This window comes from Sphingobium anseongense, assembly GCF_037725245.1.
In the GTDB taxonomy this organism is placed as follows: Bacteria; Pseudomonadota; Alphaproteobacteria; order Sphingomonadales; family Sphingomonadaceae; genus Sphingobium.
The window spans coordinates 19,556-45,126 of sequence record NZ_JBBJUL010000006.1; the positions used below are offsets into that span (position 1 = coordinate 19,556).

Below are 25,571 nucleotides of genomic sequence, written 5' to 3' on the forward strand. Positions count from 1 at the left end.
CCTACCCCACGCTTAGCGACGGATTGCCATGCGGCACTGTCAGAGTGGCGCGCTTCGACAGCGTTCCGCCGGGCTGTGCGACCTGATCCATCACCATGATGTTGGTGCGCCATTCGTCCGGCGTCACGTCGCAGGTCAGATAGCCGCGCTGGTCGTTGAGGAATGCAAGCTGCGGATTGGCCGCCAGGATTTTGTCGCTGCCGGGCCGCAGATCCTGTCCGTTGCCGCCGCTGGAGATCGATGTGGAAACGAACTCCACCGCGACCGGCACATCCCTGTCATACAACAGCCCGGCAAAATTCTGGTGCTCGTCCCCCGTCAGAACCACAACATTATTGAGCCCCCTCAGGCGCGCCAGCAACCGTTCGCGCGGCGCTTCATAGGCTGCCCAACTGTCGAGGTTCAGGATCTTTTCGGGCTCGCCGCGCGTCCGCCGGTCAAGCGCCATCATCATGACCTGCTGGGCGAGGCAGGACCAGCGGCTGTCCTTTCGGGCAAGATTGGCGAACAGCCATTTTTCCTGGGCTGCACCCATCACCTGGGCCTGCGCCGCGCCGACATCGACGCAGCGCGGGGCAAAGCCGTCATTACAGGGCTGGTCGGAACGGAACGAACGGGTGTCGAGGAAATTCATCGTCAGCAGATCGCCATATCGCGCTGCCCGATAGGCCTGCGTTCGGCCGAAGTTCGGGCGAAGCGCCGCACGGACAGGCATATGTTCGTACCAGGCCTGCAACCCCGCAGCGCGGCGCAGCGCGAAAATTTCTGATGGCGTTGCATCCTGGGCGAATTCGCCGACCCAGTTGTTCTGCACTTCATGATCGTCGAAGGTCGAAAACCATGTCTGCCATGATCGTGCCGACTGAAGGTCATAATCCGAAAGATATTGGGCGTAACGCAGGCGAAAATCGGCGATGTCGGTCAGGTTCTGACCCGCGTGCCGCCGCACCTTGGGCGCGGGAAGGCCGGAATAGCCCGGCTGGCCGTGCCAGGATTCGGCCTCGTAGATGAAGTCGCCATAATGAAAGACGAAAGACAGGTCCTCGCGCGCCAGCGCCGCCATCGCTGTATAGAGGCCGTCCTCGTAATTCATGCAGCCGGCGACGCCAAAGCGCAACGACTGGAGCGCCGCGCCTGGCAGCGGCATGGTTCGCGCGCGTCCGCGGATGCTTTTGCGGCCGCCGCAGAAGAAGCGATACCAATAGGGCCGGTCGGCCTGTAGCCCCTTCACCTCGACATGGACGCTGTGGCCCATTTCCGGCCAGGCGATCGCCTCGCCCTTGGCCGCGATGGTCTTGAAATCGGTGTCTGCCGACACGTCCCATGTCACCGGCACCGGTGACATGGGCATTCCGCCATGGGCCTCGGCCGGATCGGGAGCGAGCCTGGTCCAGATAACGAAGCCGTCGGGCGAAGGATCGCCCGAGGTGATCCCGAGCGAAAAAGGATAGGCGCGGAACCAGCCCTGGGCCCGGACGATGGCCGGCGCCGCCAATGTGGGAACGGCGAGCGAAGCGGCGATGATCTGGCGACGGGACAACATGAGCGTCACCTAATTTGCCATTGTGACAGGCCGATGCAAGTCGGACCGGTCAGTTGGCCGCGATCGGGCCGACTTATGAGGGCCGTGTGCGCCACATGGTGATCGAAATCATCGTCAATACCGCTTCGTCCTTTTGATTGATGACGGTGGCGCGGTTGCGGACGATGCCCATTTCGGGCCGGCTGGCCGAGGGCGTCTTGTCGATCACTTCGTTCGTTCCGCGCAACGTATCGCCGGGCCGTACTGGCCGCAGCCAGCGAAGCTCATCGATGCCGATCGCACCCAGGCTTCCGGCCTGCATGGCCGGCTCGGACTGGAGGGCGCGGACAAGCATCTGCATGAACAGTGCCGCCGTGTGCCAGCCGCTTGCCGCCAGGGTGCCGAAATGTGTCTTCGCCGCCGCCTCATCGGACAGGTGAAAAGGCTGGGGGTCATATTTCGCCGCAAAGGCGATGATGTCGTCGCGGCTTACCGTTAGCGGACCAAAGGGCAGGCTGTCGCCCACCATGATATCCTCGAAATGTACAATGTTGCCCATTGGCATGGCATAAGTCGTATTTACGTTTACGTCAATGTCAGGCAAGGTCCACCGATCTGGCCGACGCAAATTGACAGGTATTATTTTACCCGTCAGCAAAGCCGCTGCAAAGCTTGACTCTTTATGCCTTCCCGGTCATTAGCGCCGCTCTTCCGGTCACGTATCGCGTGGTCGGGCAAGACATCATGAACGGAGTATTGGCACCATGAAGGCGCTGATGAAGACGACCAAGCCGGCAACCCCGGCCACGGTCGAGAAAAAATGGCTGCTGATCGACGCCGAAGGCCTCGTTGTCGGCCGTCTTGCCTCGACCGTTGCGAATATCCTGCGCGGCAAGCACAAGACCAGCTTTACGCCTCACGTCGATTGCGGTGACAATGTCATCATCATCAACGCGGGCAAGGTGAAGTTCACCGGCAAGAAACTGACCGACAAAATCTATTACAAGCACACCGGCTATGCCGGCGGTATCAAGGAAACCACGCCCGCCAAGATTCTGGAAGGCCGTTTCCCCGAGCGCGTGCTGGAAAAGGCGATCGAGCGGATGATCCCGCGCGGCCCGCTCGGCCGTCAGCAGATGCGCAACCTGCGCGTCTTCGCCGGTGCTGAACATCCCCATGAAGCGCAGAGCCCCGAAGTCCTCGACTTCGCATCGCGCAACCGCAAGAACAAGGTGGGTGCATAATGTCCGATAACCGCCAGTCCCTGTCCGACCTCGCAAGCCTGACGGCCGAAGGCGTATCCGCGCCGGTCGCTGCGCCCGCCGTTGAGGGCCAAGCTCCTGCCGCGCCGATCGCGCCGCCGGTTTCGACCATGCCCCTGCGCGCTCAGGAAATCGACAGCCTGGGTCGCGCCTATGCGACCGGTCGCCGCAAGGATGCAGTCGCTCGCGTCTGGGTAAAACCCGGCTCCGGCAAGATCACGGTCAATGGTCGCGATCAGGAAATCTACTTCGCACGCCCCACGCTGCGTCTCGTCATCAACCAGCCGTTCGGCGTCACCGACCGCACCGGTCAGTATGACGTGATTTGCACGGTCAAGGGCGGCGGCCTTTCGGGTCAGGCAGGCGCGGTCAAGCACGGTATCGCCCAGGCGCTGACGAAGTACGAACCGTCGCTGCGCAGCGCGGTCAAGGCCGAAGGCTTCCTGACCCGCGACAGCCGCACCGTCGAGCGTAAGAAGTACGGCAAGGCCAAGGCGCGCAAGAGCTTCCAGTTCTCGAAGCGCTAAATCGCTCTTCTTGCAGACTATCGAAAGGGGCCGGTCATTCGGCCCCTTTTTCGTTGCGCCACCGTATCGGCGGCAACCTTTGCGATCGCTGATCCGTTGACCAGCTAATCGTAACGCAAAGGAGAATGTCCGATGGGTGAACTGACCGACAAGGCGAAAGCCGCAGGTAACAAGGTTGCTGGCGCCGTCAAGGAAGCGGTGGGGAAGCATAATAATGACGCCGACCTGGTAGCGGAAGGCAAGGCCCAGAAGAGCAAGGGCACCGCGCAGGACATCAAGGGATCGGTTAAGGGCGCGCTCGGCGACAAGATCTAACCGGACTGACGATCGCAATAGTATAAAGCCCCGCCATCCTGGCGGGGCTTTTCATTTGTCCTGTTTTCGATGAGCGCGTGGAAAGCCTTGCCGAACCATCTATCGTTTGACGATGCGGTTTGACTGGATGGTGTTGTTGGCCGCATTGTCACCATCATTGGCGCTGCTGCCAAAGGAATAGCCCGCATCCTGGCCGCAATATCCAGGCTTTCGCTTGAGCGTTGAGCGGGCATTTTCCATCACGGCCCTGGCACCGGGCATGTCTCCGACAAATCTGTTGTTCGTGATGCGATTTCCACGTGGCGCCTGATGCCGGATTACGCCGCGTTCACCGCAATTTCGATAAAGCTGAATTCCCGCCTGGTGACCAAGGGGCAGGACGTTGCCAGTCACGATATTGTCAGCCGATCCATCGATCGCTATCGCAGTCCGATCCACTTTCAGATCGAAGACGTTATTTTCTATCCGATTGCGGGCGCTTTCGGCATCGAGATACATGGCCGCCACGGCGTTGCCGACGATTTTGGAATCGCGCAGCGTGAAAGCCGTGCTGCCAGGACCAATATAGACGGGGATCGATTTGTTGCCTTCGATAACACTGTCTCGAACCGTGACCCGCGTTGGGGCGGCACGTTGGGCGCGAGCGGTATAGTCACGAAGCCGAGATTCCCTGATCTGGTCCGGGATACTTGCCACGCCGATACCCCAAAGCCGGACCGCCCCGTAGATATGACAGCGCCGGATCGTAATATCGGTGGGCCTGCTCCACGATGATGGTCCCGTCTGCTGCGACCAGATCGCAACCGTAGGCGCTGCCCTGCTTGCCTTGATACCGGGATATCCGATCGCCCCGCCATTGCAGTCGATCGACACGCCAGATGCTCGTGCGCCCTTTATTACCAGCCGACGGGGCATGGAATCGCCCCGCCGCAGCGTGATGCTGCAATTAAGGTTGAACTGGCGCTCGGCTTTGGCCGCCGGGGCAGTCAGCGCTTTGTAGACTGCCGGACTGCAAGGCTTCGCCCCGCTGCCTGTGGTGGCCTGGGCGGCCATGAGGAATAGCGACAGGGAAATACTCATACGGCATTGCATCCAAATAGGGGGTCAGCTTATTTCATACGTCCCGCCGCATAGATGGTTGCTTAACGCCGCGCGATAAAGGCGCATACTATAATGGATCATTCTCCGCACGCTTGACAATGCCGCTGACCGGTTCAGAGTTGGCGTATTGGGGAGCAGGACCGTGACGCCGGATCCAGGAACACAGATAAAATGGGGCGCTGGCGCGGCTATATTGGCCGTTGTTCTGGTCGCGGTGCTGGCGCTGGTGCCGGATCCTTTCTTCCGTCAGCAAGTCATCGCCACCACTTTCGACGATGTCGAGGGCGTTGCACCGGGCGCTCAGGTCTATTTTCGGGGTGCGCAGATCGGTGAGGTCCGTTCGGTGGATCTGGATGCACCCAGTCGTACATTCGCGGTGGCGCTGGGTGTGGCGCGGCAGTGGCGCGCGTCGGCCTGTTCATTCGCCACCGTCTCGTCGGCCAATCCGTTCACTGCGCCGCGTATCGAACTGGTCGCATTGGAAAGCGGCAAGGCCGGCTGCTCGATTGCACGACGCGCTTATGGCTGCGACCCGGTGCCTGCGGCAGCAAGTGCGGGCGAAAATGCGATCGCCGGATGCCGCCGCCCCGCCGACCTGTTCGACACGGCGGCAGCCGCAGTAGGGGAAGCGGCGGCAGTCGCGCGAACCGCCAATGCCATGGCCCAGCGGTTGCAAACGATGCTGCACGGCAGTGGCGGCGGCAGCGCGGTCGACATGGCTCAGGTCGCGCGCAACGCCACCGAGACGCTGGCTGCACTCAATTCCCTGAGCAGTCAGCTCGACCGCAGCTTCGCGCCGGGGCAGGGCGACATTGCGGTTACGCTGGCCAACGTCCGCAAGGCAACGGGCCGCGCGTCGGAAGTCGACATCGCTGCACTCAATGGCATATTGCGCGAGACGCAAGGGCTGGTCGCGCAAAATCAGGCGAGCATCGCCGGATTGCTTTCCGAAAGCAAAAGCAGTGCGAGCGAAGTGCGGATGATCCTGGAGGGGGCGTCTGCTTCGCTGGTTGCTACAAGCGCCAATCTCGAACGGACCAGTGCCAGCCTTGGCGCGCTCGGCGAGCGGTTGGCGGGCGACCCCACTTATGCGATCCGGGGGCAGCGTTACGTCGATCCGCCGGCACCGGGAGGCAAGTGATGACGCGGCTTTGGGGACTTATGCCGGCTCTGCTGCTCACGGGCTGCGCCGTGCTAAAAGGGGGGGATGAACCGGTGGTGATGCGTCTGTCGCCGGTCTTCGCGGCGAACCAGACCCAACTTGCCGCCGCGCCGTCGATCGCCGTCGCCGCAGTACAGGCGCGCGGATTGTCGGGAGCGAGCCGCTATGCCTATGTCGATGCCGCAGCGCCTGGCGTCATCCGGCAGGCGGCGACATTTTTCTGGGAGGAAGCGCCAGGCACGGTCCTGGAGCGCGCGCTGGTCGCAGGATTGCGAACCCGGTTTCAGGCCGTTACCGGCCCGCAATTATCGATCGCCGCCGACCGGCGGTTGATAACGGTGCTCGACCGCTTCGAGGAAGTTACCGGTGGGCAGGCGCAGGCTGTGGTCGCATTCGACGCCACACTGGTCGCGCAGGGTAAGGCGCTGTGGGCGGGGCGTTATTGCGGCACCGCGCCTGTCGCCGCGGGCGACGGCACCAGCCGCGCACGAGCCTTTGCCGCTGCGGTGGAAATGGCGGTCGGTGCGCTGGTTCAGGATGTGGCGGCAGGCACGGTGTCTGCCGCACCCTGTTGAATGAGTCGGCCGCGTTCCAGCCGATAGATGCGCGTGCAAAACCGCTTCGCCGCCGCCGCGTCCTGTGTCAGTAACAATAGAGCGCGGTCATGTGGCAGGATGCGCCGCCTGATCTGTTCCTCAAGCCCGTCGGCACGGGCAAACGCGCCCTCGAACGGTTCATCCAGTATCAGCAGGTCGGGATCGCGCACGAAAGCCCGCGCCAGTTCGGCGCGACGTCGCTCACCAACGGAAAGTTGCGCTGCTGGAACCGAGGCGCTCGCTTCCAATCCGAAATCGAGTAGCAGCCGGTCAATCCGTCGCGCCGTACGAGTGTTCCGCGCGATGGGAGAAGCCAGCGCCAGGCGCATATTCTCCTCGACGCTGTAGTCGCCGATCAGCGACCCCCCCTGCATCACCAAGCCGCAGTGCGCGCGCAGCCGCCGCCGTTCCTCCCCCTGGGCGTCGGCTAGATCGACCCCCATCAGCCGCACAGTGCCCGCGCTGGGTTCGGCAAGACCGATGGCAAGGCGCTGCAACCAGCTCTTCCCGGTGCCGCTGTCGCCCAGAACGGCAACGCGTTCGCCCGGTCCGACGCTTAGGCTCAGATCATCGATAAGCCGCGATCCGCCCAGTACCAGCCCGACCCGGTCGAACGCGAGCAACGGGCCGGTCATGCGAGTGCGGTCCACAATGCTGCGGCGCCAAATATCCCCAGCAGCCCGGCGATGAAGGCGGTGGTGGCACGCCGGCCGATGTCGGCGGGCGAGCGAACGGGCCGTGCGCCGATCGCACTGCCGACGCCAAAGGCGATCAGCGCATATAGCAGCACCTTGGCCATGCCCGCCAGCATCCCGGATGCGGCATCGTCGGAAAAAGCGAAGCTTGCCCATTCACGCCAGGCGACGTTCGCCGTGAGGCGCAATGGTAGGCCGCATGCAATCAGCGCCGCGATCCCGGCCATCATCATGTGCAGCGGCACCGACAACAGCACCGCGATCAGCGAAGGCCCCAGCGCATGATCCACCGGATCATGGCCGAGCGCCTCCAGCGCGTCGATTTCACGATTGAGCGACATCGCACCCAGCCGCGAGGACAATTCTACCGAAACGCTGCCGGAAGCGAACAGGCCGACGACCAAAGGAACGACATCGCGCAGCAATGTGGTCGCCAGAGTCGACTGGACGGGGATCGGGGCATTGTAGATCGCCAGCAGCCGCGCAGCGCCGATACCGGCGATCAGCCCCGCGAGACCGGCCAGCGGCAGCAGCGTCCGCATCGGTCGCCAGATATAGAGCGGCAGGGCGGCGGCAAGCTGTCGTTCGGCAAGCGCATCGCCAGCGACCGCGCGCCGTCCCATGCCGCGCGCGGCCCGTACGATCAGCCAGATCCCTGATCCGATACCGCTCAGCGCATGTGCGAACGGGTTCATCGCCGCCATGGCGCGCGCAGGATCGTGCCGTCGCTTCCGATCTGCACGGTTCCGCTGCTATCCGCCGAAACGCTCATATCAGCGTTGGCCGCAAGCATCGCGGACAGAGCTGCGCCGTTCTGCGCCGCCCATATCCGGTCCGCATGGTTCAGCAGCGCCGCTGTCTGCCCTTGTTCAATGCCGGAGAGGGAATCGATCAGCGGCATGGCGTGGCAGGCCAGTCCGACCTGCACCAGTCGCCCCTCCTCATGCATCGCCAGCATCGCCGCCCGGCCTGGCGGATCGGCGAGATCGCCCGCAAATATCACCACGCGATCAGGATAATGGACAGTCAATTCTGCGACCAGCACCGGCAACGCCGCCTCAAGGCCATCTATCCCCGGCGCTATCGCTATGGTCAGCGTGCGCAGCGCTCGCTGACCCGTCGCCCCCAGCAACCGTGCCATGATCCTCACCTGTTCGCGGTCCAGATCCTTGATCGCTTCGCTCAGTTCGTCATAGGGTACGATGTCGGGATGCCGCTTTGCCAGGTCATCGCGCTCGGCGCCATATTCCCATCCCTGCACCAGCTTGGCCGCTATCCATCGGTCATGTTCGGCTCGCGCCAGTTCCTCCAGTTCCCCGTCGGTCAGCGCCAAGGTCGCGCCCGTACCCGGCACGAGCCGCGCGCCAATGTCGCGCAGCTTGAGTTGGTAGCAGTCTGCCACCAGCCGATTGTCGTCGCGGAAGCTTTCGGGCAGATCTTCCCATTCCCGCATCGAAGCGCGCGCGCCGATCCGCTCGCCATCGGCAAAGCGGCCTTCGAGGTAGAAATCATGGACCGATCGGGCCAGTGCGTCGTGGCGGTCCTGCAACAGATATTCAGGATCGGCGAGCGCGTCGAGACCGCCGAACGGAAAGATGCCCGCGCCCATGCGATGATCATAACCGCCATCCAGTTGGACGTGTATCGGTGGTGCCGGCCGGTCGGCGACGCGATAATGGCTGTCGACGGCCAGCGCTATCGCCATCGCGCGCGCATCGTCCGGCTGGTCTATCAATATCGCGACCGGGCAAGGAGCGGCGTCCACCAGCGCGGGAATGAAAGCGGGATCGGTGCGCCCAGCGACGAAGCGGACCGGTGCCAGCCTGTCGGCAGCGGGATGGCGAGCGCGAAAACCCTGTTCGATCCCCGCCGCGTCGGCATCATGGACGATGAATGCGGGTTTGCCGCCATCGCGATAATGACCGCCCGCCAGGGTGCGCAGGATGAACCGCTCGATCGGTGGGGTGAAGCCGATAACCAAGATCGTGCGCCCGCTAACGCCCTCGCGCTTGAACATATCGAGCGGACGGTCGAGGGACAGTTGCCGCGCAACGATGTCGGGAACAGACGCGAGCCGGACTCGCGCCGTTTTCCTGTCGCCATGTTCGAAGCGGCTTTCCACGCTGCGGCGCAGGTCGAGATCGTCGATGCGCAGGATGATGTCGAGCGGATCGCCGGCGGGCCTGACGCCGGCAGCCTTGGCGCCGACCGAAGTCGCCAGCGCAATATTGGCAGGCGCATCCTGCCCCAGAAGCAGCACCGCGCGCGCCTTGTCCAGCGCAAGCAGGTCCAGTCCGCGCTGATCGCCGCTGCATTCGACTTCTGCTGCGCCCTGCTCGACCGCATCATTGACCCACAGGGCGCGGCGGTCCTGCGGCCATAGCAGCACGTGCCGGCCATTGTTCAGCTCTGCCATGGCAGTGCGCGCGGCCAGGCCGCCCTGTCCGCCGGGATCGCCGGCTATGACCAGATGATCGCCCCGCGCCCGCATGAAATAAAGGCGCATGGGGTTGCGCAGTTGCTCCCACGCCAACACCACCGTCGTCCAGAACGTCAGCAGCGGCAGCGCCCAGCGCGCGATTTGAAGCGCGGGGGGCATGTCGCGTCCCTCCAATTCGGCGGGGAAATGACCGACGATCAGGCGCATTGCGCTAAAGCCGTTGTCGGCCAGGGTCCGCTCTGCTCCGCCGATTGGCGCATAGGCGATCGCAAAGCCCCACATGCCAAGCAACAGGGCGACCGCCATCGCGCCAAAGCGGATCACCGGCGCAACCTGCGGCAACCTCAACCGCCATGTTCTGCGGCGCGGTGGCGTGACAGCGGGCATGACCTGCTATTCGCTGGTGCGCAGGCGCAGGACGGCGGCGGACACGTCCCGTTCCTTGTTACCCGCAAGGCGCGCGCGCAATCCGGTCAGGAACTGCCGCTCGGTCACATAGGTCTTCATATCGTCGCCAAACAACGGCGTTGCCGACGCGAGAGCGATAATGATTTCGTGTCCATAGGGCGGCGCCACTTCGAACCGGACCTGCTGCGGCCCGCCTGTGCCCACGCCGATCATACGCTGCCCACGGGCGTTGGGCGCAGGCTGGCCGCGATACAGTTCAACCGCGCTGCCGTCGGCCTGGAGATAGATGATGCTCAGGTGCGGGCGGGCCGCAGTGGTCGTCGCCACCACGCCAAAGCGCTCGCCCGCCTTCATCACCACCGGATCGCCTCTGCGCGCTTCGCCCTTGTCGGTCTGGGCCATCACGGTCACGCCGCCGCGCGACAGGGGAGAGGCGAGCGTCATTGCCGCTTCGCACTGCGGCCAGGGCTGGTGCATGACCTGCCAGCGAGTGCGGGGATCGGCGTCCATCGCCAGCTTGTGCAGAGATTGAAGTTCGTTGGCGTCGCCGCCAAAACCGGTGACGGTTTGACCACGCGGTCCAGGCGTAATGGTGATGCCGGCGCAGGAAAGACCGGCCGCCTTTTCCGTCAGAAGCTGCTGCGGAGTCTTGGCGGGAGCGGGGGGAGGGGGTGGCGCGTCGGGCGATGCCTTGGCCGAGGGCGCTTCGAGCGAATAGGCTTCGCCCGCCAGCAGCTTGAACGTTGCATAATCGACCCAGGCATAACCCTTGTCGCCCCAGATCGGTCCCCAACTGTTCATGATCCGCAGCGCCTGGCGCTCCTCGTCATAACCCACGATAGCCATTGCGTGGTAATTGGTCATCTGCTTGACGTCGCGCTTGAACACGCCATCGCCCCGGAACGCCTTGAAATCGGGCGTGGCTGGCATGGCGAAGATCACCGGCGCGCCGCGCGCAAGCGCGCCTTTGATGTCATCCAGAATGACGGGCGTTCGCCAGTCATCCCTGGTTTCGCGGTCGATCGCGCGCCAGTCGAGCAGGCGATAGTCAGCGGCCTTGTCTCGCAGCGCAGGGGAGGCCGGAATCGCGCATTTGGTCAAGTCATCGGGGAAGTCGGCCATGCTGACCGTTCCCTCATTCTTGAGCAGATCAAGCGCCTGGACGATGCCGATGGTGCCGACGCAGGCGGTGCCCGGCGGTCGCAACCGGTTGTAGACATAGGCCGGGCTCATCTGCTCGGCGGGCTTGGCCGGCTGATAATCGAGATCGCGGGCGTTGAGAAATGTCCGCGCGGCATAGGTGGTGGCCCATGCGACACAATTGGGCTGCGGACCTTGCGATCCCGGCGGCGGATAGCGGCTCGACAGATCGACGCGCTTGGGCAGATAGGCGCGGAAGCGCCCCTGCTTGGGCAGCTTGGCATAATCCTCTGGTGAAATCGGTTCGGCCCCGGTCATGAATACCGGTTCAGGCTCGGCCTGTTGCGCCCACAACGCCCCGCCCGTCAGCGCGAGGGCGACCGGCGCCGTCCATGTAAGAAACCGTGCCATGCCGCCCCCCTCATTTCCCTGATTTTTTAGAAGCGATACCCAAGCGTCAGCGACACTGCGTCATAATCGAAATCATGCGAGAAGGTGCTGATCCCGCGCGTATAAAGCAGGCCGACGCGCAACTGTTCGAAGCGGTTCTTTTGTTCGGCCTCTCGCGTGCGCACGCCGATGCTGACGCCCACTTCATGTACATCCTCATAGGATTGCGGATCGTCGATCAGCTTGGTCCAGACATAGCTGGCGCGGATCGAACCTTGCCGCCCGCCGAACATGCGGCCTTTGAGCGGCAACTGATAGGCAAGGCCATTGCGGAAGGTGATCACCTCTTCCCTGAGATAGCCGAAGGCCGGTTTCCTGCCCAAACCGATTTTGGTGGTAGTCGAATAGGCGACCATGTTGCCGATAGTCAGGTCGCCCCGACCGACCTGGCCGATCTTGTAGCGGCTCGTTGCCGAGACGGTCAGAAGCTCGTTGCTCGTCGACCCGAAATAGCGGCCAGCGTCGGTAATGCCATAGGCGATGCGCGGGGTGATCAGCCAGTTGGGCTGGACCGGTATTTCAACACCGGTCGACAGCGTACCGATCACGGCGGTCTTGCCATCATTGACATGCAGGATGTTCAGCGGCGTATCGATCAGCACGCGCGCGCGACTTCCTTCGAAAGGACGGAACTGCTTTTGATAGCGCAACTCGTAACGCTGGCCCTCAACTCCAGCCGATCCCCAATAGGATACCGCGCCGCCAACCACATCGGCGTCGCCCTCCATCTCGAAATCGGCAGTTTCGGGATCATCGTCAAATTCCAGGTCGTTGAGGTTCAGCGCGGTCGAAACCTGCACATGCTGGATGCTGTTGGGGCTGCCGATCGTCGCCAGATAGGCCGATGCGGACGCAGCCGTCGGAGCGCCAGCCAACATAATGACGCCGGAAATGGCAACGGACTTCTTCATGTTCATACTCCCTGTTCGACCGATTGACCGGCCTGATATGCTTTTGCCCTTTTGTCCGACACGCTGTTTACAGCGTGCCGGCGATCTCGTCCTCTTCAAGGTCGCGCACGACACGCAATCCAGCATCCTGCCGCCGCTTGCTGGTTGCCAGTGTGAAACGATTGGCGGACCGCAACTCGCCCGGAGCGCTCTCGAATGATCCGCCGCGCACCACCCGGGTGCGGCAACCGGCGTCGACGCAATCGGCCGTCCATTCCCACACATTCCCTTGCATCTGGTACAGGCCAAAGGCGTTGGGCGGATAGCCGTTCACCGCTTCGGGATAGCCGCGATAGGGAGCGGCCTCTGATCCTCGATACCGCGCGGTGTGATCATAATTGGCCTGGCTGGTGGTAATTTCGTCGCCCCATGGGAACGCGGTTTGCGCGCCGGCGCGATTGGCATATTCCCATTCTGCTTCGGTCGGCAAGCGATAGGCGCGTCCCGACTGCACCGAAATCCAGGCTACGAATGCCTGCGCATCCTCATAACTGATGTCTGTGGCCGGGATCAGGGGGTTGGGATTTTCCTTGGCCCAGTTGCCAAGCTTCGCGCAGGCATTGTCACGGACGCAGGCGCTCCATTCGGCAACCGTCACCTCATACACGCCGATGGCAAAGCCCTTGGCAATCCGGCCTTCCGCCTGCACCGGTTCGTCGTTGCCACGGCCCGGTTCCGATATCGGCGAACCGAAATAAGCGGGGCCGGGGGGAACGGCGCGCATCCACGGGCAATTGGCGCAATCGTAGAAACGGTCGCTCGCCGCCCGGTCGCAGGAAATAAAACAGGGCGCCGCGCCCTGGAGTCCGTAGTCGAAGGTCGGCTTCTGGAAATTCTTGCCCGACCGCAAAGCTACGCGATCTGAGACGCGCTTCAATGCATCGGCAATATTCTGCTGCGGTCGGCGGATCTCTTCAGCCAGCACCTTGGAAAAAATGCCGTCGTCGAACGCATATTGGTCGGCGCTCGTGGAAAAGGCGACCAGATAGCCTTGATCTGGCCGGATTGAAGCAGCGGGTGCACGGACCATCCGGCGTAATCCCTTGCTGCCTGCCAATTCCCCGACGCTACTTGCGTCGACGCCGGTTGCTGCGGCGATCGTGTCCGCCATTGCAGGCGGCGGCGCTGCCAGCACGTTGCGGCACATGTCGAGCACGATCAACATCGTCCTCGCACCCGATCCTAGCAATCCGCGCGTCAACGCGGCTCGCGTGAGCGTCGCGGTTTCGGCCGTGACGTCGCGGCCCGCATCGACAGGCAGCAGCATGACGTCGCCATAGCTGCCCAGCGCTGCGCCATGGCCGGAAAAATATAGCGTGCCGAACGCATTGGGGCCGGCCGCCGCCAACTTCTCGCGGAAATCCGCTATCGCCGCCATCATCTCCGCACGGCCCAGGTCACGACGCACCTGGACCGCGCCATTCCCGCTCGCGTCGACGAAGCCGGTTGCATTGAGCGCGGCGGCGATCTTGTCGCCATCGGCATAGGTCGATCCCAGACGGTCGAAAGACTGATAAGCCCCGTTGACGATGACCAGCGCCAATCGCGGCTCAGGCGCGGCTTGGGCGACAGCCGGCAATGCCAGCAGCGCAGCCAGCGCGGCGATCAGGCCCAGGCAAAATCGCGTGTAGGAAACCAAGCCGGCAATCATTGGATAGCCTTGCGCGGTATGAACGCCACCTGCGTCACTGCTTGATCGACAGCGTCCACATACAGCGTCGCGTCATAACGGCGCGCTGCGCGATAGGGTTCGGCTGGGCCTCCGCCGAATATCTTTGCAAGGAAGCTGCCAAAGCCCCGGCTGTTATTGCAATAGCTGCTGATGGTGACCTCACCCCCGCTTTGTTTGATCTCGTTGAGCCACGCTCCCAGCGGCGCAGGCGCTTCCTTGTTCGCGGGATAGGGAGTTTCCAGATCGACCACTACCGTGCGATTACCGCGCAGCCGGCTCCGCAATGACCGGTCCAACCGGGCCGGATCGGTCATCCGGAGAGTCGGCCTGGCGACCGGCCGGTCGCACGGTTTGATCACGGGCGCGGGCAGGGGCAGGCGAGCGGCGGGCGCTTTGCCAGGCTCGGGCTTGGCCACGTAAGCCGGGTCGACGGCAACAGGCTGTGGCCCTGGGGCGACAGGGGCTGGCGGGGGCGGTTCCGCGGCTATGATCCGCACGCCTCGTTCCTGTGCACCTGTAAGGGGCGCTTCCTGGCGGGGCTGATCACCCCCCCCATTTTTAACCTGTGCTAAGGCGGCTACATTTGCCGATAGTCCGACAGAGGAAATAAAAAGAGCAATTGAAAGCCTAATCATTTTCCGCCCCGAATCCTGATATATTTATTGCTCGATCAGCGAACTTGAGTTTATGAGTTGCCAATTGGTCAGGCAACAAAAAATAGTGGGGCTTCGTTATGTCCTGGCGCGAACGTGGGCTAAAAGCCACAGTAAAGTTGACATTTGTCACAATAGCCCTGAGCGCCGCATGCGCGCATGCGGAGACGCGCGCGCTGCTGGTGGGGGTCTGGCAATTTCAGTCCAGTCAGATCATGGACCTGCGGGGGCCGGAAAACGACCTTCAGGCGATGGAAACTGTCATCCGCGGCCAGGGCGCGAGCGATGTTACCGTTTTGCGCAACGATGCGGTCAGCCGGACCACCGTGGAAACCGCGCTTCACGCGCTTGGCCTGCGGTCGAAACCGGGCGACTGGATCATGCTCTATTATTCGGGTCATGGCGCTCAGGCCGAAGCGGCGGTCAAGGGCACGCGCGATGGCGATCTGGACCAGTTCCTGCCGCTCGCCCGCTTCGACCCCGATGTGCAGGATGCAGAGCGATTCATCGTCGACAAGGATTTCTACAACTGGATCGCTCGCTATGTTCCGCGCGGGGTCCAGGTGCTGATGATGGCCGATGCCTGCCATTCGGGAACGCTGCATCGTTCGGTGGATCAGCGCGCATGGGGCTTTACCCCTCGCCTCGCACTTCGATCTTCCGCGCAGGAGCTCAAACTCGCATCGCGCCCGGCTCCCCGCTTCCCAAGCGTTCTGCCTGGGGGACAAGTCCCTGAAGAAGTGACGCGCGAAGACCTGCCCAACCTGATCTACATCAGTGCGGCGAAGGATGATCAGCTGGCGCTTGAAGCCTCTCTGCCGGTGGAAGGTGCGCCGTCACGCGGGCTGCTAACCTATTCCTTCGAACAGGGGCTGACCATGCCAGGCCCGGACGGCAGGACGCTGGCGGCGGACGAGGATCGCGACGGCACCGTGACGGTGGCCGAACTGGCGATTTACCTGAACGGGCAGGTGCGAGCATTGACGGGCCAGCGGCAGGAAAGCAATGCGGTGATCCCCGCCGGCAAGGAAGCGCTCGGGGTGTTTGCGGCGATTGCGCCTCCTCCCGCGCCGCCATCGCCGCCATCGCCGCCACCGCGCCCCGGCCTCTATGTCGCCGACGCCAAACGACGGGCGAGCGTGACTGGCGATTATCCCTGGCGCGTGCTGACTGCGCCAACCGGAGCGGACTTCGTCTGGGACCCAGGCAAGGGCGTCATGCTGCGCCGGTCGGGAGATATCGTTGCGCAGAATGTGACGGATCGCAATCATGTCCGCGGCGTCATCGAAAAATGGGATGCGGTGGAGGCGCTGCGGCCTTATCTGTCAGAGAACCGGGCGCGGTTGATGATCGGGCCTCAATCCAACGGCGTTCGATATCCTTCGGGTGCGCCGGTTACGCTGGCTCTGCGACAGGAAATGAGCAAGCAGGCGGGCGACCGCTATGCGACCGTCTTCAACCTGGCGTCGGATGGCACGGTCCAGTTGCTGTATCCCGACGCCACCGATGGCACTGGCAAGCTTGCGCCCGACCAGTCGCTGCCCATTCTCGACAGCCAGGTGATCGCGCCCTTTGGTACCGATCATGTCGTCGCGCTGGTGACGCGTAGCCCGCCCGATCAATTCCGCGCGCTGTTGCGTACCGTTGAGGGGCAACGCGCCGCGATGCGGCTGGTCGCGCCGATCAAGGCGCTGCTGGCCAGCGGCGGCGGGGAGGGAGCGCTTTCAATCGGCGAGCTTTACACAGGCAACTGAGCGATGCCGGCCAAGCCCCTAATTGCTGAGCACTACCGTCCGGCTACGCGCAGCGCTTTTATTGCCGATGTCGACACGATAGCTGCCCGACACCCGGGGCGTAACCGCGCACACCGGAGCGTAATCCGCATTGTCGTCCAGGCACAATTGACGACCACTTGTGTCAGTCAGGCGAATATACATGTTCGTGCCGATGTCGCCGATCGCGCCGATGCGCAGCGGCTCGCCACCCTTGGCGGTGACGTTGAAGCGGTAGGCGTTGCGCGGATTGACGTCCAGAACCCGGCGCACCAGTCCCTTGCCGAATGCCGAGGTCATCACGCCCCGGCTGGCGGTCGACTGCGCGACCTGGATCTGCATCAGCAGCGCCGCGTCCCCCTTGGCGAGGTCTTTCGCTTCGGCGAACAGCGCCGCGGAAGAAAAGGCGGCCTGCGTTCCGACCGCGGTATCGGCGCTATCGGTGACGGGTATTTGCTGCAACATCCGCGCCGCCGTCAGCATCGCGCGGGGATCACGCTCATGCCGGGCGAATTCGGCGACCTGCCGCGCGGCGATCGCCTGAGCGAAGGGATCGAGCGGCGCGGGGTTCGGCCTGGGGGCGGTATCGGGCATTGCAGCATCGGGTTGAGCCTCTGCCGCTGGAGCCACGGCCACAGGATCGCTCTGTGCGGCCGCACCAGGCCCGGTGATCGCACCAATTGCCACGCCTACGCTCAGGATCCGGTAAAACATGGCTAATCCTCTCGACAAGCTGATTTCGGGCTCCATGGATACTGCCGCGGCGATAGGAAAGCCAGTGCTGTCAGGAGGGGTCGACATTGCTGATCGCGCTGGTCGGCGGCTCGGGGAATTGATCAGCGGCGCCGGCGAAAGGCGCTTTGCCGCCTTCATCAGCTATAGTCATGCCGACATGGACTTTGCGCGCTGGCTGCATCGGAGCATCGAAAATTACCGCGTGCCAAGGGCGTTGATCGGGACGCAAGGCGAGCGCGGTCCTATCCCAGCACGGCTGCGCCCCCTGTTCCGGGACGAGGATGAACTGGCGGGCGCGGCCGAACTTGGCCCTCGGCTGGAAGGCGCCTTGTCGCGCTCGGACGCGCTGATCGTGATATGCTCCCCGGCATCGGCGCAATCGATCTGGGTCGACAAGGAAATCCGCACCTTCAAGCGCATCAATACCCAGGCACCGGTCTTCGCCGTCATTGCCGCCGGCACCCCCGAAGACTGTTTCCCGCCTTCGCTGCTGTTTGCGATCGACGATGCTGGCGAGCTTGATCGCACCCGCCCGGTCGAACCGCTGGCGCCCGACCTTGAAAAGTTCGGTCGCAAGACGGTCAAGCTCAAGCTGATCGCCGGATTGATCGGGACATCCTATGGTGCGCTCTACCGTCGCGATCGGGTGCGGGCCAGGCGGTGGGCGGCGGGGCTGGGCGCAGCAGCGCTCATCCTTATCCTGTTGCTCAGCGGCCTGTCGATCGCTGCGGTCGGCTATGCCCGCATGGCTGTTCAACAGCGCAATGAAGCGCAGGCCGCGCGCAGGCTGGCGGAGGAGAACGCCGACAAGGCAGAAAGGCGCGCCTGGCTGGCGCAGGTCGCCGCGCAGGAGGTGCGCAGGCAGGCGCTGTTGCTGGACAGCAAAGGTGGCACTTGTCCGCCTCCTGACTGATTTTTCAGCCCCGACAATAGCTTCAGCCCTTGCGTAGTGCAGGTCGTGGCGCGACTGTATGCGCTTGATCAGGGGGCACGCACTATATGAGCTGGACACGCCGCAAGCCGATAGAGGCGATGACTCCTGGCGCTGCCGACCAGCAACTGGGCAAGACATTGTCCTGGCCGCATTTGCTGGCGCTCGGCGTGGGAGCAATCGTGGGAACGGGCATCCTTACGCTGATTGGCGTCGGCGCGGATCGGGCCGGGCCGGCGGTGCTGTTGTCCTTTGCGATTGCAGGGGCCATTTGCGCCTGCGCCGCGCTCGCCTATGCCGAACTGTCGACGATGATGCCGGCCGCCGGTAGCGCCTATAGCTACAGCTATGCGGTAATCGGCGAGGCTATTGCCTGGATCGTCGGCTGGAGTCTCATTCTCGAATATTCTCTGGTCGTTTCCACCGTGGCGGTCGGCTGGTCGGGCTATGCGGGGCCGCTACTGACCGGCATCGGCTTTCCCGCCGTGCTGACGCAGGGGCCGGCACTGGGCGGCCTGATCAACTTGCCGGCCATGTTCATAATCGCGGTGGTGGCGGGGCTGCTGATGCTCGGCACGCATGAAAGCGCGCGTCTCAACAGCCTGCTCGTGCTGATCAAGATCGCCACGCTCAGTCTGTTCGTCGCAGTGGCCCTGCCGGCTTTCGATACCACGAACCTTGATCCCTTCATGCCCTTTGGCTTTGCCAAGTCGATGGGTGCCGACGGCGTCGAGCGCGGGGTGATGGCGGCCGCCGCGATCATCTTCTTCGCTTTCTACGGCTTCGACGCCATTTCGACCGCAGCTGAAGAAGCCAAAAATCCCGAGCGCGATCTTGCCATCGGCATCGTCGGCTCGTTGATCGCCTGCACGCTCATCTACATATTGGTGGCTGCCGCCGCCATTGGCGCGATGCCATTCACGCGCTTTGCCGACAGCCCGGAACCGCTGGCGTTGATCCTGCGCGAAATGGGGCAGGGACAGGTGGCGCGCATCGTCGCCATAGCAGCCGTCATTGCGTTGCCCACCGTGCTGCTCGGCTTTCTCTATGGCCAAAGTCGCATCTTCCTGGTCATGGCGCGCGACGGCTTCCTGCCGCAATCGCTCGCCCGAATTTCCAAGCGCGGCACCCCCGCGCGGATCACTGCGGTCACGGCGACTCTGGTGGCGATTATCGCCGGCCTGCTGCCGATCGACCAGATTGCGGCGCTCGCGAACGCCGGAACGCTGATCGCCTTTTCGGCGGTCGGTGCGTGCCTGCTGATCCTGCGTCGTCGCGCACCCGCCATGAAGCGGCCGTTCCGCGCGCCGGCGGGCATTCTCGTGGGCTGGGGCGCGATATTGGGTTGTACCTATCTGTTCGTGAGCCTGCCGATCAACACCATTCTCGCCTGCGCCGGGTGGAACGCGCTCGGTCTGGCGGTCTATGTTTTCTACGGCCGCGGTCGGGCGACTATAGCAGGGCGCTGACCGGCGCGGCCGCCTTTTCCCGATAGGTCGTTTCGTTCAGTATCCCCTCGCGCCTGGCAACGATGGTCGCGACCAGCACCTGTCCAGCAACATTGACGGCGGTGCGGCCCATGTCGAGGATCGGATCGATCGCGAGCAGCAGTCCGGCACCCTCCAGCGGCAGACCCAGCGTCGACAGCGTCAGCGTCAGCATCACCACCGCCCCGGTCAGCCCCGCCGTCGCCGCCGACCCGATCACCGAGACAAAGGCGATCATCAAATAATCGAGCGGCCCCAGCGAAATGCCGTAGAATTCCGCGACGAAGATCGCCGCCAACGCGGGATAGATGGAGGCGCACCCATCCATCTTGGTCGTCGATGCAAGCGGTATTGCGAACGCCGCATAGCTCCTGTCCACGCCCATGCGTGCGGTCACCGCTTCGGTGACGGGTAGCGTTCCGACCGAGGATCGCGACACGAAGCCGAGCTGGATTGCCGGCCAGGCTTTGGCAAAGAAAGGCAAAGGCGAAAGTCCATGGGCCGCGAGCAGCAGCGGATAGACCACCAGCAACACGATGCCGAGGCCCAGATAGACCGCGCCCGCAAACAGACCGAGTTGCGCCAGCGCCCCCCACCCATAGGTAGCGAGCGCCGCCCCGATCAACCCCGCCGACCCGATCGGCGTCAGACGGATGATCCACCCCAGGATCGCGCGCACCACCGCCAGCAGCGAACGAACAAAGGCGAGGAACGGCTCAGCCCGCTCTCCGACCTTGAGCGTCGCCAGGCCGACCGCGATGGATATCACCAGCAACTGCAAGATGTTGAAGCTCAGTGTTGTTGTAGCCGTACCAGTCTCTGCGTCGATTTTCGTCTCACCCGCCAGCGCCAGGCTGTTACCGGGCACCAGCCCCTTGAGGAAATCGAGCCAGCCCCCCGTTGCGCTGATCTGTCCGATCGTCAGCGCCGCGCCGCGGGCATTCGCGCCCGGTTGCACTATCAACCCGATGGCAAGGCCGATCAAAACGGCGATCAGCGCCGTTATGGCAAACCATAGCAGCGTCTGCCCCGCCAGCCGCGCTGCATTGTCGAGCGCACGCAAATTGGCGATGCTTGCGACAATGGCGGCAAACACGAGCGGCGGCACGATCGCCTTGAGCAGCGACACGAAGATGGTTCCCACCGTCTTCAATGCCTGGGCCAGCCAGTTCAGATGACCGTCCGGTCCCGTTCCCATCGCCTGTGCGACAAAACCCAGCAGCAGCCCAACGACCATGCCGACCAGCACCTGAAAACCGAAGCTGCGCGGGGAAATGCTCATGCGCGATACGTCCCTGAGTGGCGAAGATCTGCAATATCGGACGGGCGTCCGCCATATGCGCGAAAGGCTTTCTTGGGGCGGCCCAAGTGGGGATGATGACGCCGTCATGCGACTGTGCAAGGAAGAGACTAGCAGATCGGAGGTTCCCTGCATGCCCTTTCCAAGACTCTTTGCATGGGCAGGCGCGTTATTGGCGATGACGCCACTGACGACGCATGCCGCGCCCGATCCGTCCCTGGCGAAGGCCGTCCTCCTCAAATCCATCGCTTTCCGCACGGTGGAAGGGGCGGGGCAGGTGCCGGCGCTCGCCGCCTATTATGCCTCGGTGCTGCGGCAGGCGGGCTTTGCCCAAGCCGATATCGAAATCACGCCTGTCGGCGAGACCGCGACCCTCGCCGCGACCGTGCGCGGCTCCGATCCCGCGCTCAAGCCCTTGCTGATGATCGGGCATATGGACGTTGTCGCCGCCGATCGCGCCGACTGGGCGCGCGACCCCTTTGTTCCCGTCGAGGAGAATGGCTATATTTTCGGGCGAGGGGCGGAGGACAATAAATATGACGTCGCGATGATGATCGCGACGCTCGCCGCGCTCGAGCGCGAAGGATGGCGGCCCCGGCGGACTGTCATACTGCTGCTGTCGGGTGATGAGGAAACCGCGATGCGGACCACCCGCGCGCTGGCGACCAGATATCGCGACGCCGAACTGCTCCTCAACGGCGATGGCGGCGGCGGTCTGCTGGACGACGAGGGTGCACCCGTTCTCTACCAACTCCAGGCCGGCGAAAAGACCTATGCCGATTTTGAGATCGCCTTCGCAGATCCTGGCGGCCATTCCAGCGCCCCCACGCCGACCAACCCCATCTATCGCATGGCCCGTGCGATCGACCGGATCGCCACGCATCAATTCCCGCCGATGATCAACGACCTGACCCGCGCGTCGCTGGCGCTCTCGGCCGAACGCATCGGCGGCGATGCTGGCGCGGCGATGCGACGCTATGCCGCCACGCGCGATCCGGCGGCAGCGGCAATGTTATCGACTCACCCCGAATTTGTGGGGCAGATGCGAACGACCTGCGTCGCAACCATGGCACAGGCCGGACATGCCCTCAACGCGCTGCCCCAAAGTGCGAAGCTACAGGTCAATTGCCGCATCTTCCCCGGCGTTGCGATCGACGCGGTCAGGACGGAGATCGTACGGGTGGTGGGCGATCCCACGGCCATCATCCGGACGCTTGGTGAGCCGACCGCGAGCGATGCGTCGCCGTTGCGGCGTGATATTGTCGACGCCGTCACGGCTGCGGTGCGCGCCCGCTATCCCGGCATCATGATCATCCCGTCAATGTCGGCAGGCGCCACCGACAGTCTCTATTTCCGCGCAATTGGTGTACCAAGCTATGGCGTCTCCAGCCTGTTCATGCGCTCTGCCGACAGCTTCGCCCATGGTCTCGACGAGCGCGTGCCGGTCGCCGGCATCCCCGGCGCGCTCGATCAATGGACCGCGCTGCTCTCACGGCTGGCACGTTGATCCTTTGTGCGGCTCGACGCGTGCCTAATCCTTCGCCGCCGGCCGATTGCGTCGTTCTTCCAGAAAGCCACTAATCGCCTGACCGCTTGCATTGAGTAACGGATAGCTGCGGGAATCGGACAGCCAGTCGGGCCGGCGCGCGCCGCTGCCATAGACGGTGTCGTAAACCAGGGTGAAGCCAAGGAAGATCAGCGTCGCGCCGATCAAACCCTTGACCGCACCAAAGCCGCCTCCCAGCACTCTGTCGACCGGTCCCAGCACTGACTGGCGCGTTCGCTGGCCGATCGCGCGGGCGATCAGCTTGCCCGCGCCAAAGGTCAAGCCGAACACCAGCACGAACGCCAAAATCCCCGCGCCGCTGCTCGTCCCGACAAAGGGCGTCAGCAGTTCCGCGACCGAAGCGTGGAACAGCCGCACCGCAAAGATGCCAAGCACCCAGGCGATTAGCGACAGCGTCTCCATCACGAAGCCGCGCAGCAGCCCGAAAATGGCGCAGCCGCCGATGAGAAGCAGAACGGATATGTCGATGGCGGTCATGGATCGGTCTATGTAGCGATTTTTGCGCGGGCCGATAGCCGGTTCGTCCGATGGCTCTCGCCAGAGCGGAAAGCGGCGGGCAGACTGGCGATGGCCGGGCGGCAGGATGGAGAGACGGGTATGACGGACGAACCCAAGCAGAACGCAACTATTGGCTTTTCGCGCGAAATACTGACCTTGTTCGACGATTATGTGCATGGCCATATCAGCAGGCGCGGTTTTCTGGAGACGGGCGCGCTCTATGCCGGCAGCGTGGCAGCCGCGACCAGCCTGCTGGCCGCGCTCAGCCCGGACTTCGCCCATGCGCAAAAGGTCAAGCCCGATGACGAGCGAATCACGACTTCGCGCGTATCGATTCTTGCGCTTGAGGGGTGCGGGTTGATCGAAGCCTATGTCGCGATGCCCGCAACACAGGCAAAAGCCGCGCCTGTGGTGCTGGTGATTCACGAAAATCGCGGCCTCAATCCCCATATCGAAGATATCGCCCGCCGCTTCGCACTCGACGGCTTCATCGCCGTCGCGCCGGATGCGCTGACGAAACTCGGCGGCTATCCCGGCGAGGAGGACAAGGCGCGAACGCTGTTCCAGCAACTCGATCAGGCAAGAATCCGCGAAGATTTCATCGCCGCTGCGGCCTATGCGCAGGCGCTGCCGCAGGGCAATGGCAGGCTCGGCGCGGTTGGTTTCTGTTACGGCGGTGGCATGGTCAACTTCCTGGCGACGCGCATGCCCGGACTGCGCGCCGGCGTCGCCTTCTACGGCGCACCGGCCCCGATCGAGGACGTGCCAGCTATCAAGGCCGAGTTGCTGATCCACATGGCCGGCAACGATGCGCGGATCAACGCTATGTGGCCGCCCTATGAAGCGGCGCTCAAGGCGGCGGGTACGCACTACAAGGCCTTTACTTATGATGGCGTGGAACATGGCTTCAACAATGATACGACGCCGCGCTTCAATCAGGCCGCAGCCGAACTGGCATGGCGGCGCACGCTCGCGCTGTTTCGGCGAACACTGACCTGAAAAGGCGTTTTACCCCCGGCCCAGCATCTGATCCACCAACTGCGCCAGGGTGCGATAGCCGCTGAGCGATATTCCCGTTACGCCGTCGCTGACCGCGGCCGGCACGCAGGCGCGGGTAAATCCAAGCTTTGTGGATTCGCGCAGCCGCAGCGGCGCATGGGCGACCGGCCGGATCTCGCCCGACAGCGCAACCTCGCCAAACAGCACCACATCGGCAGGCGCGGGGCGTTCGGCCAGCGCAGAAATCAGCGCGGCGGCGACCGCCAGATCGGCGGCGGGGTCGGACAGCCTGTAGCCGCCAGCGACGTTGAGATAAACCTCGCAGGTCGAAAAGCTGAGGCCGCATCGCGCCTCCAGCACCGCGAGGATCATCGCCAGCCGCCCGCTGTCCCAGCCCACCACCGCGCGCCGGGGCGTCGCGCCGCTGGCCAGCCTCACCACGAGCGCCTGGATTTCGACCAGCACCGGACGGGTTCCTTCGAGAGCGGGAAACACGGTCGCGCCGGTGACGCTTTCGTCGCGATGGGTAAGGAACAATGCGGACGGATTGGCGACTTCCTCCAGCCCTTCAGAAACCATTGCGAACACGCCGATTTCGTCGGTGCCGCCAAATCGGTTCTTGATGGCGCGCAGGATGCGATATTGATGGCTGCGCTCACCTTCGAACGCCAGCACGGTGTCGACCATATGTTCCAGTACGCGCGGCCCGGCGATGCTGCCGTCCTTGGTGACATGGCCGACCAGAACCAGCGCGCTGCCCCGGCTTTTGGCAAAGCGGATCAGTTCCTGCGAACAGGCGCGCACCTGGCTGACGGTGCCGGGCGCGCTGTCGATCAGGTCGCTGTGCATCGTCTGGATCGAATCGATCACCAGCAGCGCAGGCGGTGGCCCTTCGTCCAGGGTCGTCAGGATATCGCGGACCGACGTTGCGGCGGCAAGCTGCACCGGCGCCCTGCCGAGCCCCAGCCGTTGCGCCCTCAGCCGCACCTGATCGGCGGCCTCCTCGCCGCTGATATAAGCGACCGACAGGCCACGCATCGCGACGCGGGCGGATGCCTGAAGCAACAGCGTCGATTTGCCGATCCCCGGATCGCCGCCGATCAGCGTCGCCGATCCCGCCACCAGCCCGCCACCCAGCGCGCGGTCGAATTCGGCAATTCCGGTCGACGTCCGATCGGGCAGGGCGATATCGCTGTCGAGCGCGACCAGTTGCAGCGCGCGGCCCCCGCCGGCCAGATGATGCTTGGCGGCAAAGACCGTCTCGGCCGCTTCCTCGACCAGGCTGTTCCACTCGCCGCAATCCTCGCACTGACCCTGCCACCGGCTTGCGACCGAACCACATTGCTGACAGACGAATTTGCGCTTTGCCTTGGCCATGATGACTGCATA

24 protein-coding genes are annotated in these 25,571 nt (G+C 63.7%); 10 read left to right on the top strand and 14 right to left on the bottom strand.

The window, feature by feature from the left end; translation table 11 throughout:
- Position 1 precedes the first annotated feature (1 nt).
- Both WG908_RS09835 and WG908_RS09840 read right to left on the bottom strand, forming a co-directional pair.
- Entirely contained in the window at positions 2-1,543 is a 1,542-nt protein-coding gene (locus WG908_RS09835; RefSeq protein WP_340186589.1) for an alkaline phosphatase D family protein, read from the bottom strand.
- 73 nt (positions 1,544-1,616) lie between these two features.
- Positions 1,617-2,081 (bottom strand): MaoC family dehydratase, encoded by a 465-nt coding sequence (locus tag WG908_RS09840; RefSeq protein ID WP_340186411.1) that lies wholly within the window; start codon positions 2,079-2,081, stop codon positions 1,617-1,619.
- A 205-nt stretch (positions 2,082-2,286) separates the two neighbouring features.
- Here WG908_RS09840 and rplM point away from each other — a divergent pair, with 205 nt between their 5' ends.
- The 3 genes from rplM to WG908_RS09855 all read left to right on the top strand — a co-directional run bounded on the left by rplM (position 2,287) and on the right by WG908_RS09855 (position 3,626).
- The gene (rplM, locus tag WG908_RS09845) at positions 2,287-2,766 is read left to right on the top strand and encodes a 50S ribosomal protein L13 (protein WP_340186412.1); all 480 of its coding nucleotides are present in this window, start codon (positions 2,287-2,289) and stop codon (positions 2,764-2,766) included.
- A complete protein-coding gene (gene rpsI, locus WG908_RS09850) occupies positions 2,766-3,311 on the top strand; it encodes a 30S ribosomal protein S9 (RefSeq protein ID WP_340186413.1) in 546 nt (181 codons plus the stop codon). Before rplM ends, rpsI begins: the two co-directional genes overlap by 1 nt.
- Before the next feature lie 132 nt (positions 3,312-3,443).
- Positions 3,444-3,626 (top strand): CsbD family protein, encoded by a 183-nt coding sequence (locus tag WG908_RS09855; RefSeq protein WP_340186414.1) that lies wholly within the window; start codon positions 3,444-3,446, stop codon positions 3,624-3,626.
- A gap of 99 nt (positions 3,627-3,725) precedes the next feature.
- Here WG908_RS09855 and WG908_RS09860 read toward each other — a convergent pair whose 3' ends face one another.
- Entirely contained in the window at positions 3,726-4,706 is a 981-nt protein-coding gene (locus tag WG908_RS09860) for a right-handed parallel beta-helix repeat-containing protein (protein WP_340186415.1), read from the bottom strand.
- Between the two features lie 214 nt (positions 4,707-4,920).
- Here WG908_RS09860 and WG908_RS09865 point away from each other — a divergent pair, with 214 nt between their 5' ends.
- Positions 4,921-5,868, top strand: a complete 948-nt coding sequence (locus WG908_RS09865) for an MlaD family protein (protein ID WP_340186416.1) — start codon at positions 4,921-4,923, stop codon at positions 5,866-5,868.
- Entirely contained in the window at positions 5,868-6,464 is a 597-nt protein-coding gene (locus WG908_RS09870) for an ABC-type transport auxiliary lipoprotein family protein (protein WP_340186417.1), read from the top strand. Before WG908_RS09865 ends, WG908_RS09870 begins: the two co-directional genes overlap by 1 nt.
- Here the strand turns inward: WG908_RS09870 and WG908_RS09875 are convergent.
- The 7 genes from WG908_RS09875 to WG908_RS09905 all read right to left on the bottom strand — a co-directional run bounded on the left by WG908_RS09875 (position 6,422) and on the right by WG908_RS09905 (position 14,554).
- On the bottom strand, positions 6,422-7,120 hold the full coding sequence (locus tag WG908_RS09875; protein ID WP_340186418.1) for an ATP-binding cassette domain-containing protein: 699 nt from the start codon (positions 7,118-7,120) through the stop codon (positions 6,422-6,424). The genes WG908_RS09870 and WG908_RS09875 overlap by 43 nt on opposite strands.
- Positions 7,117-7,875, bottom strand: a complete 759-nt coding sequence (locus WG908_RS09880) for an ABC transporter permease (RefSeq protein ID WP_340186419.1) — start codon at positions 7,873-7,875, stop codon at positions 7,117-7,119. Before WG908_RS09880 ends, WG908_RS09875 begins: the two co-directional genes overlap by 4 nt.
- A complete protein-coding gene (locus WG908_RS09885; protein WP_340186420.1) occupies positions 7,872-9,962 on the bottom strand; it encodes a RyR domain-containing protein in 2,091 nt (696 codons plus the stop codon). Before WG908_RS09885 ends, WG908_RS09880 begins: the two co-directional genes overlap by 4 nt.
- Before the next feature lie 51 nt (positions 9,963-10,013).
- Entirely contained in the window at positions 10,014-11,579 is a 1,566-nt protein-coding gene (locus tag WG908_RS09890) for a C1 family peptidase (RefSeq protein ID WP_340186421.1), read from the bottom strand.
- Between the two features lie 26 nt (positions 11,580-11,605).
- Entirely contained in the window at positions 11,606-12,529 is a 924-nt protein-coding gene (locus WG908_RS09895) for a hypothetical protein (protein ID WP_340186422.1), read from the bottom strand.
- Between the two features lie 67 nt (positions 12,530-12,596).
- Complete coding sequence (locus WG908_RS09900) at positions 12,597-14,219, bottom strand: SUMF1/EgtB/PvdO family nonheme iron enzyme (protein ID WP_340186423.1); 1,623 nt, start codon at positions 14,217-14,219, stop codon at positions 12,597-12,599.
- A complete protein-coding gene (locus WG908_RS09905) occupies positions 14,216-14,554 on the bottom strand; it encodes a hypothetical protein (protein ID WP_340186424.1) in 339 nt (112 codons plus the stop codon). Before WG908_RS09905 ends, WG908_RS09900 begins: the two co-directional genes overlap by 4 nt.
- Positions 14,555-15,012: 458 nt before the next feature.
- On the opposite strand from WG908_RS09905, the gene WG908_RS09910 reads away from it, so the two are divergent.
- Positions 15,013-16,647 carry a caspase family protein gene (locus tag WG908_RS09910; RefSeq protein ID WP_340186425.1) on the top strand — a complete coding sequence of 545 codons (1,635 nt, stop codon included), beginning with the start codon at positions 15,013-15,015 and terminating at the stop codon, positions 16,645-16,647.
- 18 nt (positions 16,648-16,665) lie between these two features.
- On the opposite strand, the gene WG908_RS09915 is transcribed toward WG908_RS09910, so the two are convergent.
- Positions 16,666-17,379, bottom strand: coding sequence for a hypothetical protein (locus WG908_RS09915; RefSeq protein ID WP_340186426.1), 714 nt, complete (start codon positions 17,377-17,379; stop codon positions 16,666-16,668).
- Between WG908_RS09915 and WG908_RS09920 the strand changes: the two genes are divergently transcribed.
- Both WG908_RS09920 and WG908_RS09925 read left to right on the top strand, forming a co-directional pair.
- Positions 17,378-18,313 carry a toll/interleukin-1 receptor domain-containing protein gene (locus tag WG908_RS09920; RefSeq protein WP_340186427.1) on the top strand — a complete coding sequence of 312 codons (936 nt, stop codon included), beginning with the start codon at positions 17,378-17,380 and terminating at the stop codon, positions 18,311-18,313. The genes WG908_RS09915 and WG908_RS09920 overlap by 2 nt on opposite strands.
- 86 nt (positions 18,314-18,399) lie before the next feature.
- Positions 18,400-19,800, top strand: coding sequence for an amino acid permease (locus WG908_RS09925; protein ID WP_340186428.1), 1,401 nt, complete (start codon positions 18,400-18,402; stop codon positions 19,798-19,800).
- Here WG908_RS09925 and WG908_RS09930 read toward each other — a convergent pair.
- Positions 19,784-21,100 carry a dicarboxylate/amino acid:cation symporter gene (locus tag WG908_RS09930; protein ID WP_340186429.1) on the bottom strand — a complete coding sequence of 439 codons (1,317 nt, stop codon included), beginning with the start codon at positions 21,098-21,100 and terminating at the stop codon, positions 19,784-19,786. The genes WG908_RS09925 and WG908_RS09930 overlap by 17 nt on opposite strands.
- Before the next feature lie 196 nt (positions 21,101-21,296).
- Between WG908_RS09930 and WG908_RS09935 the strand changes: the two genes are divergently transcribed.
- The gene (locus WG908_RS09935) at positions 21,297-22,625 is read left to right on the top strand and encodes a M20/M25/M40 family metallo-hydrolase (protein WP_340186430.1); all 1,329 of its coding nucleotides are present in this window, start codon (positions 21,297-21,299) and stop codon (positions 22,623-22,625) included.
- 24 nt (positions 22,626-22,649) lie between these two features.
- Here WG908_RS09935 and WG908_RS09940 read toward each other — a convergent pair whose 3' ends face one another.
- A complete protein-coding gene (locus WG908_RS09940; protein WP_340186431.1) occupies positions 22,650-23,162 on the bottom strand; it encodes a CvpA family protein in 513 nt (170 codons plus the stop codon).
- A gap of 120 nt (positions 23,163-23,282) precedes the next feature.
- Between WG908_RS09940 and WG908_RS09945 the strand changes: the two genes are divergently transcribed.
- Complete coding sequence (locus WG908_RS09945; RefSeq protein WP_340186432.1) at positions 23,283-24,182, top strand: dienelactone hydrolase family protein; 900 nt, start codon at positions 23,283-23,285, stop codon at positions 24,180-24,182.
- A gap of 9 nt (positions 24,183-24,191) precedes the next feature.
- Here WG908_RS09945 and radA read toward each other — a convergent pair whose 3' ends face one another.
- On the bottom strand, positions 24,192-25,559 hold the full coding sequence (gene radA / locus WG908_RS09950) for a DNA repair protein RadA (RefSeq protein ID WP_340186433.1): 1,368 nt from the start codon (positions 25,557-25,559) through the stop codon (positions 24,192-24,194).
- Positions 25,560-25,571 lie beyond the last annotated feature (12 nt).